Origin of the sequence: Micromonospora sp. CPCC 206171 (assembly GCF_036906755.1) — a bacterium.
GTDB classification, from domain to species: Bacteria; Actinomycetota; Actinomycetes; order Mycobacteriales; family Micromonosporaceae; genus Micromonospora; species Micromonospora purpureochromogenes.
This window is the reverse complement of record NZ_JBAKHT010000010.1, coordinates 168,339-183,415: the sequence shown is the minus strand read 5'-3', so window position 1 is coordinate 183,415 and position 15,077 is coordinate 168,339. Positions and strand designations below refer to the sequence as shown.

General features: G+C 71.7%; 14 protein-coding genes and 2 tRNA genes. 6 read left to right on the top strand and 10 right to left on the bottom strand.

The genetic code is table 11. The features are described 5' to 3' along the window. Positions 1 to 571 precede the first annotated feature (571 nt). Positions 572 to 751, top strand: a complete 180-nt coding sequence (locus tag V6U89_RS14895) for a hypothetical protein (RefSeq protein WP_334571620.1) — start codon at positions 572 to 574, stop codon at positions 749 to 751. A 7-nt stretch (positions 752 to 758) separates the two neighbouring features. Here the strand turns inward: V6U89_RS14895 and V6U89_RS14890 are convergent, their stop codons facing one another. From V6U89_RS14890 to V6U89_RS14860, 7 genes are all read right to left on the bottom strand, one after another. Then, a complete protein-coding gene (locus V6U89_RS14890; RefSeq protein WP_154942435.1) occupies positions 759 to 1,556 on the bottom strand; it encodes a carbon-nitrogen hydrolase family protein in 798 nt (265 codons plus the stop codon). Positions 1,557 to 1,595: 39 nt separating this feature from the next. Beyond that, on the bottom strand, positions 1,596 to 2,429 hold the full coding sequence (locus V6U89_RS14885) for an EamA family transporter (RefSeq protein WP_334571608.1): 834 nt from the start codon (positions 2,427 to 2,429) through the stop codon (positions 1,596 to 1,598). 109 nt (positions 2,430 to 2,538) lie between these two features. Then, complete coding sequence (gene clpX, locus V6U89_RS14880; RefSeq protein ID WP_334571606.1) at positions 2,539 to 3,834, bottom strand: ATP-dependent Clp protease ATP-binding subunit ClpX; 1,296 nt, start codon at positions 3,832 to 3,834, stop codon at positions 2,539 to 2,541. A gap of 210 nt (positions 3,835 to 4,044) precedes the next feature. After that, positions 4,045 to 4,707: an ATP-dependent Clp protease proteolytic subunit gene (locus V6U89_RS14875; protein ID WP_088960729.1), complete on the bottom strand. Its 663-nt coding sequence runs from the start codon at positions 4,705 to 4,707 to the stop codon at positions 4,045 to 4,047. A gap of 10 nt (positions 4,708 to 4,717) precedes the next feature. Further along, complete coding sequence (locus V6U89_RS14870) at positions 4,718 to 5,359, bottom strand: ATP-dependent Clp protease proteolytic subunit (RefSeq protein ID WP_088960728.1); 642 nt, start codon at positions 5,357 to 5,359, stop codon at positions 4,718 to 4,720. Positions 5,360 to 5,530: 171 nt separating this feature from the next. Continuing rightward, positions 5,531 to 6,883, bottom strand: a complete 1,353-nt coding sequence (tig, locus tag V6U89_RS14865) for a trigger factor (protein WP_334571605.1) — start codon at positions 6,881 to 6,883, stop codon at positions 5,531 to 5,533. Positions 6,884 to 7,031: 148 nt separating this feature from the next. After that, a tRNA-Pro gene (locus V6U89_RS14860) sits at positions 7,032 to 7,105 on the bottom strand. 281 nt (positions 7,106 to 7,386) lie between these two features. Between V6U89_RS14860 and V6U89_RS14855 the strand changes: the two genes are divergently transcribed. Then, positions 7,387 to 7,460 (top strand) — tRNA-Gly (locus V6U89_RS14855). Positions 7,461 to 7,803: 343 nt separating this feature from the next. On the opposite strand, the gene V6U89_RS14850 is transcribed toward V6U89_RS14855, so the two are convergent. Further along, a complete protein-coding gene (locus V6U89_RS14850; protein ID WP_334571603.1) occupies positions 7,804 to 8,439 on the bottom strand; it encodes an SMI1/KNR4 family protein in 636 nt (211 codons plus the stop codon). A 642-nt stretch (positions 8,440 to 9,081) separates the two neighbouring features. Here V6U89_RS14850 and V6U89_RS14845 point away from each other — a divergent pair. Beyond that, the gene (locus V6U89_RS14845; RefSeq protein WP_334571602.1) at positions 9,082 to 9,726 is read left to right on the top strand and encodes a dihydrofolate reductase family protein; all 645 of its coding nucleotides are present in this window, start codon (positions 9,082 to 9,084) and stop codon (positions 9,724 to 9,726) included. 132 nt (positions 9,727 to 9,858) lie between these two features. Here the strand turns inward: V6U89_RS14845 and V6U89_RS14840 are convergent, their stop codons facing one another. Then, positions 9,859 to 10,551 carry an AAA family ATPase gene (locus V6U89_RS14840; RefSeq protein WP_334571601.1) on the bottom strand — a complete coding sequence of 231 codons (693 nt, stop codon included), beginning with the start codon at positions 10,549 to 10,551 and terminating at the stop codon, positions 9,859 to 9,861. A gap of 272 nt (positions 10,552 to 10,823) precedes the next feature. Here V6U89_RS14840 and V6U89_RS14835 point away from each other — a divergent pair, with 272 nt between their 5' ends. Next, on the top strand, positions 10,824 to 11,246 hold the full coding sequence (locus V6U89_RS14835) for a hypothetical protein (protein ID WP_334571600.1): 423 nt from the start codon (positions 10,824 to 10,826) through the stop codon (positions 11,244 to 11,246). A gap of 46 nt (positions 11,247 to 11,292) precedes the next feature. Here V6U89_RS14835 and V6U89_RS14830 read toward each other — a convergent pair whose 3' ends face one another. After that, complete coding sequence (locus tag V6U89_RS14830) at positions 11,293 to 11,586, bottom strand: hypothetical protein (RefSeq protein WP_334571599.1); 294 nt, start codon at positions 11,584 to 11,586, stop codon at positions 11,293 to 11,295. Between the two features lie 63 nt (positions 11,587 to 11,649). Between V6U89_RS14830 and V6U89_RS14825 the strand changes: the two genes are divergently transcribed. Then, the gene (locus tag V6U89_RS14825; RefSeq protein WP_442933925.1) at positions 11,650 to 14,676 is read left to right on the top strand and encodes an Hsp70 family protein; all 3,027 of its coding nucleotides are present in this window, start codon (positions 11,650 to 11,652) and stop codon (positions 14,674 to 14,676) included. Between the two features lie 81 nt (positions 14,677 to 14,757). Continuing rightward, positions 14,758 to 15,018, top strand: coding sequence for a hypothetical protein (locus tag V6U89_RS14820; RefSeq protein WP_334571597.1), 261 nt, complete (start codon positions 14,758 to 14,760; stop codon positions 15,016 to 15,018). Positions 15,019 to 15,077: the final 59 nt, after the last annotated feature.

The window sequence follows — 15,077 nt, the reverse complement described above, 5'->3', positions numbered from 1 at the left end:
TTCTCAAAGAACAACCACACACCGCCCGGAAGCTCCACACTGTGGAGCCCCGACCCGGGGCAACCTCTCCAACTTACCCGGTCCGACCTTCGCTGTCAACCTCACGTTTGAGGTGATCAACTTGGTGCGGCCCGATCCACGCTGACGCTCACCGTACCCGGTGCTCGTTTCTGGCGTGGGAAGTCGGCAAGACCGGCCGATCGCCGCTTCGCGGCCACCCGCCCGGCTCCCTGCCGGCTTTCGAACTCTACCCGGTCGGTCTCGCGATCGCAACCCCGTCTCCGGGGTGTCTCCGCACCGCCCGCTCCCCAGCCTCGCTCGGCGTCTCCGCCACGAGCCTGGCGCCCGCTCTCGGCCGGTTTGTCCGGCCTCCCCCGTGCAGAGAGAAAGTTACGCGGACTGGGCCGGAGAAGGCAAATCAATGATCGTCATTGGCAGTGTCCCGCGTGCGGGCCGGCGCCGCGCCGGCGTACCCGATCGGATCGGCGCGCCGGCCGGCCGGCGGCGTGCCAGAGTGGCTGCCATGGATCCCGTGTCCTGATCCCCGGCGGTCACCCTCGCCGACGAGGCGCTGCTCGGACTCCTGGCGCCCTTCTGGCAGCTGGTGATCGCCGCGGTCGTGCTCGCCGTCGTCGTGCTCTCCACCGTCCGGCTGGCCCGGCGTGGCCGGTCCCGGATGACCACCGCGTTGCTCGTCACCGCCGCGGCGATCATCGGCCTGACCCTGATCGCCGTGCTCGTGCAGGGATGACCGGCGCTCAGAGCCGCCGGTTGGCGAGGCTGGGCAGCTCGGTACGGATGGTGTGCAGGCGGTCGAGGTCCAGGTCGACCACGCTCAGCCCGGGGCCGTCGGGCACCTGACCGAGCACTGTCCCCCACGGGTCGACCACCATGCTGCGCCCGAAGCAGGTGCGCTCCGGCTCGTGGTCCCCGATCTGACCGGCGGCGGCCACGAAGCACTGGTTCTCGATGGCCCGCGCCCGCAGCAGCACCTCCCAGTGGTCCCGGCCGGTGTGCATCATGAACGCGGCCGGCACGACCAGGAGCTGTGCTCCCCCGTCGACGGCCAGCAGCCGGTAGAGCTCGGGGAAGCGCAGGTCGTAGCAGATCGACAGACCAACCCGCAGGCCCTCGACGTCGACCACCACCGGCTGGTCGCCCGGGGCGACCGTCGCCGATTCGAGGTACGACACCCGCCCCGGGATCTCCACGTCGTACAGGTGGATCTTGCGGTAGCTGGCGGCGAGCGCGCCGGAGCGGTCGAACACCAGGGAGGTGTTCCAGGTGTGCGCCGGGTCCGGGCCGGCCTCGTGGAACGAGCCCGCCACCACCCAGATGCCGAGCCGCTCGGCGACGCCGGCGAAGAAGGTGCCCACCGTGCCGTCCACCGGCTCCGGCTCCGGCATCGCCTTGGCGGGGCCGAGGTAGTCGACGTACTCCGGGAGCACCGCGAGATCCGCGCCGGCCGCGGCGGCCCTGACCAGCAGGGCCTCGGCGGCGGCCAGGTTGGCCGCCCGGTCGTCGCGGGCGTTGAGCTGGCAGACGGCGACGCGCATGGAGATCAGGGTACGGGCGGACGACGGCTGGGGACAGCGTCAGACGCTGGCGAGCACCAGGGCGCCGGCGGCGAACCCGAGACCGGCCAGCTGCACCGGCCGGAGCCGTTCCCGGTCCACGGCGAGCGCGAGCAGCACGGTGCTGGCCGGGTAGAGCGCCGCGATCGCGGCGACCACGCTCAGGTGGCCGCGGGCCGCGGCGGCCAGGTAGAGCGCGTTCGCCGCGCTGTCGAGCAGGCCGGCGGCGACCGCCCAGCCGAACACCCGCGGGCCGATCCGCAGGCGCACGCCGGTGCCGACCGCGAGCGCGACGCCGAAGGCGATGGAGCTGAGCCGCAGCGCCAGCACCGGCCACATGCCGGCAGCCGGACCGGCCTGGCCGAGCAGGGCGAAGAAGACGCCGAAGAGCGCCCCGGCGGTGAGGGCCAGCCCGATCACCCGGGTGGACACCGCGCCGCGGGCGCCGCCCTCGCCGAGGCTGACCAGGGCGATGGCGAGCACGGCCAGACCCGCCCCGCAGAGCGCGAGGGCGCCCGGCCAGCGGGCGGTCAGCAGCCCGGCGATGATCGGCACCACCGCGGCGGTGATCGCCGTGACCGGCGCCACCACGGCCATCATCCCGGCGGCGAGGGCGCGGTAGAGCAGCATCACCCCGGCGGCGCCGGCGACGCCCGCGCCGAGTCCCCACGCCAGGTCGACGCCGGTGGGGGTGCCGGGTACCACCAGCACCAGCAGGAGCAGCAGCGGCACGCTCAACACCTGGGAGACCACGGTGACGGCGACGGGGTCGGCGCGGCGGGACGCCTTGCCGCCGGAGAAGTCGGCCGTGCCGAACGCGACCGCGGACACCGCCGCGAGCATGATGGGGAACATCGGACGGTCCTACCAGACGACGGGCAGACCCGGCCAGTGTGATCCCGTACCGAACGACGGCACGGCCACCAGTGGTGGCCGTGCCGTCGTCGTCAGTGTGGTGCGCCGGTCAGGCGGACTTCTCCTCGCGCTCCCGGCGGGCCCGGCGGCCGGTGAACTCCCGCGGGACGATGGTCGGGTTGACGTTCTCCAGGACCACCTCGCGGGTGATCAGCACGCGGGCGGCGTCCGGGTTGCTCGGCACCTCGTACATCGCGGAGAGCAGGACCTCCTCGATGATGGCGCGCAGGCCACGGGCACCGGTGCCGCGCAGCATCGCCTGGTCGGCGATCGCCTCCAGCGCCGGCTCGTCGAACTCCAGCTCGACCCCGTCCAGCTCGAAGAGCCGCTGGTACTGCTTGACCAGCGCGTTGCGCGGCTCGGTGAGGATCCGGACCAGGGCGGTGCGGTCCAGGCTACGCACGTTGGTGATCACCGGCAGCCGGCCGACGAACTCGGGGATCAGGCCGAACTTGAGCATGTCCTCCGGCATCACCTGGCTGAAGATGTCGTCGGTCGACCGCTCCGACACCGACCGGAGCCGGGCGCCGAAGCCGGTGCCGCCGTGGCCGGTGCGGGCCTCGATGATCTGGTCGAGCCCGGCGAAGGCGCCACCACAGATGAACAGCACGTTGGTGGTGTCGATCTGGATGAACTCCTGGTGCGGGTGCTTGCGTCCGCCCTGCGGCGGCACGTTGGCCACCGTGCCTTCCAGCATCTTCAGCAGCGCCTGCTGGACGCCCTCGCCGGAGACGTCCCGGGTGATCGACGGGTTCTCCGACTTGCGGGCGATCTTGTCGACCTCGTCGATGTAGATGATGCCGGTCTCGGCGCGCTTGATGTCGTAGTCGGCGGCCTGGATCAGCTTGAGGAGGATGTTCTCCACGTCCTCGCCGACGTACCCGGCCTCGGTCAGCGCGGTGGCGTCGGCGATGGCGAACGGGACGTTCAGCATCCGGGCCAGCGTCTGCGCCAGGTGGGTCTTGCCGCAGCCTGTCGGGCCGAGCAGCAGGATGTTGGACTTGGCCAGCTCGACGGTGTCACTGCCGGAACCCGGCGCGCCGGCCGCCTCGGCCTGGATCCGCTTGTAGTGGTTGTAGACCGCGACGGCGAGCGCCTTCTTGGCCTGGTCCTGACCGACGACGTAGTTGTCGAGGAACTGGCAGATCTCCATCGGCTTGGGAAGCTCTTCCCACTTCACCTCGCCGGACTCGGCCAACTCCTCCTCGATGATCTCGTTGCAGAGATCGATGCACTCGTCACAGATGTAGACCCCGGGGCCCGCGATGAGTTTCTTGACCTGCTTCTGCGACTTGCCACAGAAGGAGCACTTCAGTAGGTCGCCGCCGTCACCGATCCGTGCCACCTACGTTCTCCCTGCACTCGTCGGCCGGAACGCCGGCCCTGACCTGCGGGCGCCGCGCGCCCGTCCGTCTCGATCCCTGCCGCCGGCCCGACCCGGCCAGCGGTACGGAACCGACGTTACCCGCTGACGGAGGTTTCTCCGACCCCCAAAACGGGTGTGTCAGAGGTCGGCCAGGAACGACTTCCCGACCGACCTCCGACCCGTGCTGTGTCAGCTGGCGGCGTTGGCCGCCAGGAGACCCTTCTTGCGGCTGGTCAGGATCGTGTCGACCAGCCCGTACTCCTTGGCCTCCTCGGCCGTCATGATCTTGTCCCGGTCGATGTCCTTGCGGACCTGCTCGATCGGGCGGTTGCAGTGCCGGGAGAGCATGTCCTCCAGCTGGGTCCGCATCCGCAGGATCTCCCGAGCCTGGATCTCGATGTCCGAGCCCTGCCCGTAGCCGCCCTCGGTGGCCGGCTGGTGGATGATGATCCGCGAGTTCGGCAGCGCCATCCGCTTGCCCGGGGTGCCGGCCGACAGCAGGACCGCCGCCGCGCTGGCCGCCTGCCCCAGGCAGACGGTGGAGATGTCCGGACGGACGTACTGCATGGTGTCGTAGATCGCCGTCATCGCGGTGAACGAGCCACCCGGCGAGTTGATGTACATGATGATGTCGCGGTCCGGGTCGGTGCCCTCGAGCGTCAGCAGCTGCGCCATCACGTCGTTGGCGGACGCGTCGTCCACCTGGACGCCGAGGAAGATGATCCGGTCCTCGAAGAGCTTGTTGTAGGGGTTGGACTCCTTGACCCCGTACGACGTGCGCTCGACGAACGACGGCAGCACGTAGCGGTTGTGCACGGCCGCGAACTGGGGCGGCAGGCTCAGATCGGTCATCGTCAGCTCCTCAGCTCAGGGTCCCGGCGCCATCCGGAACCTGAGCGGCCCCGATGATCACCTTGTCGATGAAGCCGTAGTCCATGGCCTCCTGGGCGGTGAACCAACGGTCCCGGTCCGAGTCCGCCTCGATCTGCGCCTGGCTCTGGCCGGTGTGGTGCGCGACCCGCTCCTGGAACATCCGCTTGGTGTAGAGCATCTGCTCGGCCTGGATCGCGATGTCGGAGGCCGTGCCGCCGAGACCACCGGACGGCTGATGCATCATGATCCGCGCGTGCGGGAGGGCGTACCGCTTGCCCTTCGTGCCGGCGCAGAGCAGCAGCTGGCCCATGGAGGCCGCCATGCCCATCGCCACGGTCGACACGTCGTTGTCGATGAACTGCATGGTGTCGTAGATCGCCATGCCGGAGTAGACCGAGCCACCCGGCGAGTTGATCCAGAGGTTGATGTCGCGGTCCGGGTCCTCCGCCGCGAGCAGCAGCAGCTGCGCGCAGATGCGGTTGGCGACCTGGTCGGTCACCTCGCTGCCCAGGAAGATGATCCGCTCCTTGAGCAACCGGTTGTAGACCGAGTCGTCGAGGTTGCCAATGGAGTCGCCACCGCGGGCCTCGATCGCCCGGAGCGACTTCTTGGGGATGTGCATGTCGGTCATGGCAGCCCTTCGCTCTCCGTACCGTCCTCCCCGACACTAACCGCTCAGCCGGGTGATCGACTCCCGGTCGGGGCACTGTTCGCTCTCAGCGCAGCTGTCCTCCGACGTACCCGGAAAACGGTTTCGGCCGCCGTCCACCGCAACGGGCGGACGGCGGCCTACCGGGGAAGATCAGTGCTCGTGGTCGTGCTCGTGCGCCTGCTCGCTCTCGGCCCGCAGCGCCTCGAGGGTGACCTCGTTGCCGGCGGTGTCCTTGATCTTGATCTTCTCCATGACCGCGGCGAGGGCCTTGCCGCGACGCACGTCACCGAAGACGGCGGCCGCCGCGCCGGAGCGCACCAGCTGGTCGTAGTACTGCTGCGGCGCCATGCCGGCCCGCTGTGCGCGGTGGACGATCTCGTGGCCGAACTCGTCGTCGGAGACCTGGACGTCCTCGGCGTCGGCCAGCGTGTCCAGCAGGAGCTGGATCTTGACGCCCTCGGTCGCCGCCTCGTTCAGCTCTGCGTCGATCTGCTCCTCGGTCTTCTCCTCGGCGGCGAGGTACTCCTCCAGCGAGGCACCGATCCGCTCCAGCTGGTCGATCATCGCCGCCTTGCGGCTCTCGACCTCCTCGCGGACGACACCCTCCGGCGCCGGCACCTCGGCGGCCGCGACGAGCTGCTCCAGGGCCTTGTCCCGGGCCGCGTAGATCTGCTCGACCCGCTTGCCCCGGGCGACCCGCTCGCGCAGGTCGTCACGGAGCTCGGCGATGGTGTCGAACTCGCTGGCCATCTGGGCGAAGTCGTCGTCCAGCTCCGGCAGCTCCTTCTCCTTGACCGTGCGGACGGTCACCGCCACCTCGGCGTCGCGGCCGGCGAAGTCGCCGCCCACGAGCTGGGTGGTGAAGGTGGTGCTCTCGCCGGCGGCGAGGCCGACCACGGCCTCGTCCAGCCCCGGCAGGAGCTGCTTGCTGCCGACCTCGTGCGAGATGTTGCTGGCCGAGCCGCCCGGCACCTCCTCGCCGTCGACGGTGGCGTTCAGGTCGATCTGGACGTAGTCGCCCTCCTGGGCGGCCCGCTCGACCGTCTTCAGGGTGGCGAACCGCTCGCGCAGGCTCTTGACCTGCTCGTCGATCTCGCTGTCGTCGATCTGCAGCTCGTCCACGGTCACCTCGACGGTGGCCGGGTCCGGCAGGGTGATCTCCGGGCGGACATCGACCTCGGCGGTGAAGTTGAGCGAGTCACCGTCGTTGAACTCGGTGATGTCGACCTCGGGACGACCGAGCGTCTTCAGGTCGTGCTCACGGACCGCGGCGAGGATGTTCTGCGGGATGGCCTCCTGGATCGCCTCGTTGAGGACGGTCCCCCGGCCCACCCGCTGGTCGATGACGGCAGCCGGCACCTTGCCCCGGCGGAAGCCGGGAACCTGCACCTGCGAACCGATCTCCCGGTACGCCTTCCTGAGGCTCGGCTCGAGCTCGACGAACGGCACCTCGATGGCGAGCCGCACGCGCGTCGGGCTCAGAGTCTCGACGGTGCTCTTCACAGGCGTACTCCTTGACGGATCTCAGTTTGAGTCTGGGCGTGTTTGCGCGCATCGAGTGTAGGCGAGCCGGGCTGCTGCTCCGGCAGCGCCCGGGTACCGCGCGACAAAAATCGGCGACGGCCCGGGCGACCCGGCCGGCGGACGACAGTCGGGGTGGCGGGATTTGAACCCACGGCCCCTCGCTCCCAAAGCGAGTGCGCTACCAAGCTGCGCCACACCCCGTGGCGACGAGAAGTGTATGCCGTCGGCACCCGGCGGAGGTGCCGGGGAGGCCCCCAACCCGCCGAACCCCCACCAACCGGACTCCCCTACCGCCCGCTGGCCGCCGCCGGGCGACGGCCGCCCTGGGTGCACTTTCCGAGAAAGAGTGGCCTCCGGGCGCTGCGAGGCCACTCTTTCTCGGAAAGTGCGCGGGGCACGGGAGGGGGGCGTGGATATGCCTGTGCGCGGGGAGTGGGGGGACCGGGTAGGCTGTCGGCGCGTCCCGTCGTGGCGGGGCGACTGCGGGCGTAGCTCAATGGCAGAGCTTCAGTCTTCCAAACTGACGGTGCGGGTTCGATTCCCGTCGCCCGCTCCACAGCCCACCGGCCCAGGTCAGAGGCGGTATCCCCCGATCCTGGGCCGGCCGGCCACTCCCCCGCCTCGATCTTGCGGGCCATCCGTGGGCCACTTGCCTCCGAATCCCGTGGGCGCTGTCCGCGGTCTGATGACGACGAGGACCAGGGCGTGAGCCATCCCCCGGGTGCTCGATCCTCTACACCAGCCGGCCAGCGTCAAGGGCGCTCCGCGTCGGCATGCCGATGGCCTACGGCCACCCTTGACCCCGACCGGGCGCCGCAGTCCTTGGCACCTATCCGGGGGACGGGGGCAGCGTGGCGGCAGTCGCGATATGGGACCTCGACGCAGGTCGTGCGGCACGGCTATGGCCGGTTCCAGCCTTGGAACATGTCTGCGTACGGGTCGGGCTCGCCCGTAATGGGATCAAGGCCGGCTAGGAAACGTCGGTCCTGTTCACGCCAGTGCACGAAAGGCTGGATGCGGCCCCACAGGGAAACATCGCTGAGCGGGCACGCATCAAACTCCCCGAGCAACAGCCGCCTAACAAACTCCACCATCCCGCATTCGAACAGCGTCAAGCTCGGCTCGCCCCCCGCGTGGTGGCGCCGCCACACCACCACTGGCCACTGGTCGGGATCCGAGCCGGTCATCAGCCAGCCCAGCAGGTCGCCGTTGCTGCAGCCGACGCCCCAGGCCAGCACGGCATCCGCGCCAAGTTTGATCCCTGCCACCCCGCCCTCCGCTTCCCACTGGTAGCGCAAGTTCGGAGTCTCGCCAGCGATCGTCCCACCGCTCCACACGGCGTCGACGGGCAGCGGAAGCAGGATGCTTAGTTCGCCGCCAATGCTTCCCCCGCCGTAGACCGCCATGAAGGCGCGATAGTCGGCCGGCAGACGCACGCTCAACTGTGCCTCGGCGGCATCCCACCCCACCTCTTCGTCGGCGCCGTGGGTCGGCGGCATGATCCGGATAAGCCCATCCACCTGAGCAGCAGTCATGACGTCTACCCCTCCTCCTTTGTGCCGCGATACTAATGATCGGAACTGACAGTGCGACCTCGACAACGGGCCATCCATGGGCCAGTAGCCGAGGTGCCCAGCGGTCACGAGAGGGCACGAGGCGCAGGCGCGCCGACCGTCGGCCGCAGGCGTTTCTGGCATCACGCCCGGCCGATCGCGCTCTTCCAAAATGACGGTGCGGGTTCGATTCCCGTCGCCCGCTCCACTTCCGAAGGCCCAGGTAGACCGCATGATCGCGGTACCTGGGCGGTTCGCTTCTCCCGGATCCTGGATCTTGCGGGCCATCCGCGCGCCGTTCGGGGTCGGCGGCGGCCACTTCCGGCGATCCGGCGGTCCGAGAGCGGCTGGGACCACAGCCATGGATCGCGCCGGTGACCTGCGGTGACTCTGGACGCAGGGGCAGCCGCCCAGTTTGGACACGGCCTGTGATCTATCGTGAGTGGGGAGTGCCGGTGCGGCGCCCCGGCCTGGTGGCGACGCTGGCCCGGGACGGGGTGGTGACCGATGCACCGGGCGAGGCGGTGGACAAGTACGAAGCTGGGTGCCGTCGCAGCGATGATTCTGCCGGCACCCACAGGTCTACCTCCCGACCGAGACAACCAACTTCATCGGGAGTAAGGCATGGGCCTCATCCACATCGAGCTGTTCGCCACCCTCGACCTCGTCGGGCAGGCGCCCGGCGGCCCCGACGAGGACCCGGTGGGGTTCCCGTTCGGCGGCTGGCAGGCGCCCCTGCTGGACGAGGTCTCCGGAGCGCAGGTCAATGCCGCGTACGAGGGCACGGATGCCCTCCTGCTCGGCCGGCGGACGTATGACATCTTCGCCGCCTACTGGCCGCACCAGGAGGGCGGCCAGGACAACGAGATCGCCACGCTCTTCAACAGCGTCCCGAAGTACGTGGCCTCCCGCGGCAGGCCCGACCTCTCGTGGGCCGGGTCCACCCAGCTCGGCCCGGATCTGGCCGGCGCGGTGCGCGAGCTCCGTGACCGGCACGAGCACGTGAAGGTCGTCGGGAGCCTGAACCTGGTGCAGACCCTCCTGCGCGAGAAGCTCTTCGACCGGCTCGACCTCTGGGTGCACCCGATCGTGCTCGGCGTCGGGAAGAAGGTGTTCGACGGTGGCGCGGTGCCCACCAACGTCACCCTCCTCGAACCGCCGGTAGCCAATCCGAAGGGCACCGTGTACCTGCGCTACGGGCTCGCCGAAGGCATGCCCGGGACCGGGGACATGAGCGCACCCGACCGCGGTGCCGGGCGCGACGACTGAAGCCGCCCCGCGCCAGGTGGGTCCATGTCATCGGGGGTGAATCCGCCAGCTCGGCATTCCGTCGCGGCGTCGGCAGTTCGAGGTGCCGACGCCGTGACGACGTGCCTCGCCACAGGCGCCAGGATCCTTCGCTCAAGTCAACCGGAGCGACTCCACCGCCTGGCCAGGACGCCCGTTACCCGCGGACTCTGATCGATGGTTCGTTGCCGGCTCGATCGGTAACGAACCGCCTTCCGTTCTTGACGGCCCGAGCAGGGCGACGACCGCTGCCACGATCGTCTCGATGGCCCGAGCTCCATGCTCTGCGGTGTCGATCTCAACGACGGCGTCGACGCCCTCCGGCGGTTCGAAGATCGACCGTTTCATCTCACCCCGCTGGAACAGGGACAGAAGCTGCTGGTCGATGGCCCCGCCTTCGGCCGCCCGAGCGGCAAGTCGCCGGCCGATGACCGCCTCCGGGGCGACGACGTGAACAGCCAGCACTCGGGTGTCACCCGCGAGCAGCACGCCCAGCAGCTCGTGGGACAACACCGAGGACTCCACGACGAAGCTGACCCCTGAGGCCGCGAGCAGCCGGATCGCGTCGACCATCACGGCCTCAGCGCGGCGGCTGACGGGACCACCGGCAACATGGAAGTCCGGGTCGAGCCGGACCCGCCCGTCCTCGGCGACGGAGGCGGAGGACAACCCAAGACCTGTCTTGATCTCATCGCGGGTCAGGAACGGGATACCGAAGCGGCCAGCCGTTGCAGAGGCAATGGTGGTCTTCCCAGCCCCCGGACACCCGCAGACAGCAATCACCACCGGCCGTTCCCTCACCAACATCCGCCGATCCTGGCAGACCCGCAGACACGCTGTCGACCTGCCGAGCGTGAGCATCAGGGCGTCACGAGCCACCCATGGGCCAGTGGCGGCGACCGGCACCGGGCATCAGCGGGCACCAGGGGCAAGTAGCTTCGCCGTTGACCCCAAGACCTCTCACCAGCGTGCGGACTCTGCGGGGTGGTCCGGGGAACCCGAGCGCGCCCGGGCACCGGACCGTGGACCCCTGCTCGGCGGGGCATCGGAGCCGACCGTCGCTGGCTAGCATCCGGTCCATGACGACCGCCGATCTCGCGGCGACCCCCGCGCCGCGCCCGCCCGGCCGCGCCCTGGCCCGTACACAGTTCCTGCTGGTCGGCGCGTACGTCGTCGCCGTCAGCGTCGCCTTGGGGCGGGCCGCCGCCTTCTCCGGGCACCTCTACCTGCCCCGCCAGGGTGACGACGCCACCGGCAACGCCGACCTCTGGCCCGGACCGTGGGGCGCGGTGTGGTTGGTGCTGGTCGTCGTGATCGGCATGATGCCCCTCGCCGCGGCGGGCACGACACTCGTCGCCGTCGCCCGGCTCGCCAGTCCTCGGCTGCGTGCCGACTCCGCCCGGTGGCGCAGCCTGCTGGTGAGTACGGTCCTCGCCGCCCTCGTCGTCGCCGCCTGGGTGAGCCCGCCGATGACCATTCTGTACACCTGGCTGGTCGACTAACCCCGGGGCTGCGGGCCGCCGGTCGAGCCGTTGGAGGCCGCGACGATCAGGCCAGTCCGCCGCCCGCCGTTCCGCTGCCGCCGGGCCGGCTGATCTCGTCCCGGACCACCGGCGCGAGGGCGGACCAGCCGCCGTCGTCCACCGCCACCGCGATCCGTACCCGCCCGTCGCCGTCGTCCAGGCCGGAGCTGACCACGACGTACCGCCGGCCGTCCGCGCCGGTGACGTCGCGCCGCTCCCGCTGGTCGACCATGGCCCGCCAGTCGTGGTGGCCGAGCCGCCGCCACTCGTCGAGGCGTTCTTCCGCCAGCCGCGCGGCCACCTTCCGGTCCAGTCCCACGCAGCCAGCCTTCCATGGCGCACCTGGGCGATCGGCGACGCCGGGCAGGGCGTACGCCAGGACATGCTCGGTGTCGAGCCGGGCGGTCGCCCGTTCGTCCGGCCAGGGTGCTCCGTGGCGCACTTCTCGTTTCGGCCGGCGGACGGAGCCGGGCGGTCGATCGGGTCTGCTGCATCGGCTGCGTACGATGCGGGGCCGGGCAACTCGTGGGCGTGGAGGTATCGACCGATGGCAGGCCAGCAGGACGGGTTCGCCCTCGGCGTCGACCTCGGCACGTCCAACACCGTGGCCGTGCTGCGTTGGCCGGACGAGCGGACCCGGCCGCTGCTCGTCGACGGCCAGCCGATCCTCCCCTCCGGCGTGTACGCCGACGCCGACGGGCGGCTGCACGTCGGCCGGGACGCGCAGCGGCTGGCGCAGGCCGACCCGGCCGGGTACGAGCCGAACCCGAAGCGGCGGGTGGACGAGCCGACCGTGTCGCTGGGCGGGCGGGCGTACCGCCCGGCGGAGCTGCTGGCGGCGACCCTGCGCGCGGTGGCGGAGTCGGCGGTCGCGGCGGCCGGCTTCCTGCCCCCGGCGGTGGTCACCTACCCGGCGGCCTGGGAGGCGCCCCGACGGCAGGTGCTGCACGAGGCGCTGGCCCTCGCCGGCTGGCCCACGGCCGCCGAGCACACCATGTCCGGGCCGATCCCGCCCGGGACCCGCCTGCTGCGGGAGCCGGTGGCCGCCGCCCGGTACTACACCGACGTGCTGCGCCGGCCGGTGCCGGTCGGCGGCGCGGTCGCGGTCTTCGACTTCGGCGGCGGCACGCTTGACGTCGCCGTGGTCCGAAACGAGGGCGCCGACCCGTGGGGGGACTCCGGCTTCACCGTGATCTCCACCGGTGGGGTGGCCGACCTGGGTGGGCTGGACCTGGACGCCGCCCTGGTGGCCCGGCTCGGGGAACTGGTCGCCGATGCCGACCCGGCACGGTGGGCCCGGCTGACCGCGCCAGAGACGGCCACCCAGTGGCGGGACCGGCAGCAGCTCTGGGACAACGTGCGCGGAGCGAAGGAGATGCTGTCCCGGGCCATCGTCGCCCCGGTCGCCGTACCGGGGGTGGAGACGGCGGCGCGGCTGGACCGGGCCGACCTGGAACGGCTCGCCACTCCCCTGCTGGCCCGGGCGGTGCCGGAGACCCGCGAGGTGATCGCCGCCGCGGGGCTCACCCCGGAGCGGCTGGCCGGGCTCTTCCTGGTCGGCGGCTCGTCCCGGATACCGCTGGTGGCCCGGATGCTCCACGCCGAGCTGGGCATCGCGCCGACGGTGCTGGAACAGCCCGAGCTGCCGGTCGCCGAGGGGGCGCTGACCGACCTGCCGATGCCGCGCGCGCAGTCCCGGCCGGCACCGGTGGCCGCCGGAGCACCCGGGCACCCCCCGGCAGCGGCACCCGGAGCGCCCGGTCAGGCGGCGCCGCACGGGAGGCCGGGCCGAGCGGCGACGCCGCAGCAGACGCCGGGGCACGCGCCGGCGGCGCACGGGGCGGCCGGCGACGCGGCGGGGGTGGCCGATTCGGCGGCGAAGACGGCGACGGCGGCGACGCTGCCCCGGCCGGCGCCGACCCGACCCGACCCGTACCTGCCAGGGCAGGCGGTGTCGCCGGCAGCCGGGACGGTGGCGGGCTGGCCGGGCGTACCCCACTCGGCTCCACCGGTGTCGCCGGCGCCCGGCGGCGGTCCGACCGGGCCGGGACGGTCCCGGCGGGGGCTCTGGATCGCGCTCGGCGCGGGCCTCGCGGTGGTCGGGGTGCTGGCCGCGACCGCGCTCTGGCTGACCCGGGACCGCTACCCGGCGCTGGAGTTCCGGACCCTGGAGGTGGTGGCCACGCCGAAGGCCGGCGCGGAGCGCGCGACCGCCGTGTTCACCTCGGTCCTCGGCGACCGCGCCTATCTCGCCCACCAGCTGGCCGACGACCGGCTGGAGGTGGTGGCGGTCGACGCGGGCAGCGGGGACGAGCTGTGGCGCAAGGCCACCCCGGTCGGCGCGCAGCAGTGGGCCGGGATCCGCGCGCTGCCCGGCGGGGTGGCGGTCCTCGCGGACGCGTCCGGCGACAGCACGCCGCGCGACCTGCTGGTGCTCGACGCCGGGTCCGGCAACCAACGGTGGCGGCTCTCCGTGCATGGCGACGACGACCTGCACTACACCCGGGACACGGTGGTCTGGGTCGACCGGACCGGCGACCGACTGGTCGGCCTGCGGATGCGCGACGGCCACGAGGAGTGGCGCCGGGACAGTCCGCGAGACGAGTACGGCAGCAGCCGGACCCGGGTGGTGCGGGTCGGCACCCCGGAGGCGTCGGGCGGTACCGGGTTCGTCACCGGCGCGCCGACGGCACCCTGGCTCGGCACCGGCGGCCGGCTGGTGCAGGTGGGCGCCGACCGGTCGGTCCGGCTGATCGACATGGACAACGGTGAGGTGCTGCGCAGCCGGCCCAACGTGGCCGACGTCGACGACCTGGTGGTGGCGCACGCCGACCAGCTGTACGTCACCGAGAACGAGCGCGGATACCGGCTGCTCGGGTACGACCTGACGAGCCTCGGCGAGCCGGACGTGCTCTACACCGCCCCCGACGGCGGGCGACGGCCGCAGTCGCTGGTCGCCTGCGGCGAGCACCGGGCCTGCTTGCTGGAGGTGCCGAACGGTGAGACCGCGCGTACCGAGGTGGTGGCGGCGACCGAGGGCGAGGGCAGCCGGCACTGGCCGGCGCCGGAGGCCGACGGGCTGGTGCCGGTCGGCGAGCACCTGCTGGCCCGGCGGGACTCCCCGCAGTACGCCGTCACCCTCTTCGACGCCGACGGCAGGGCGGTGCTGGCCGACCGGGACGGCGTGGCGGTCCGGTTGGACGCGGGCAACGTGCTGCTCTTCGCGGAGCCGCCGAGCACCGCCGAGGACAACCGCAGCCTCGCCGGCATGACGGTGGGCGGAAAGTCGCCGTTCGAGATGGGTGAGCTCAAGGACGTCCGCAGCGAGTCCTGCTCGTGGAACGCCTCGGTGATCGCCTGCGGGCGGGAGAAGGACTTCGTGCTGTACCGCTTCGCCGGGGACGACTGAGCCCGGCGGCCGGGCCCACGGCGGCGGACGACCGGCGGACGAGCCGTTTTCCCCCGGTTCGCCCTGGGTAGGGCAGTCGGCATGGAGACGAACACGAACGCGTACCTGGTCGGTGGCCCCCGTGACGGCAGCACCCAGCAGGCGGAGAGCGCCCTGCTGGAGATCGAGCTGGACGGCATGATCCACCGCTACCTGCGCACCACGAAGCAGCACGGCGAGGACGGCACGGTCTACAACTACGACGGCATGGTCGCGCCGGGCGGCGGGCAGCCCGGCGTCGAGGACCCGGCGGCCCGGGTCGCCTCCCCCAAGGCGGACGCGGAGGGGCACGGCACGGCGTGACGGGCGCGGGCCGGGGCGCGGATGAACCGCGGCCGGCGGGGTAAGCACCGCCGGCCTGG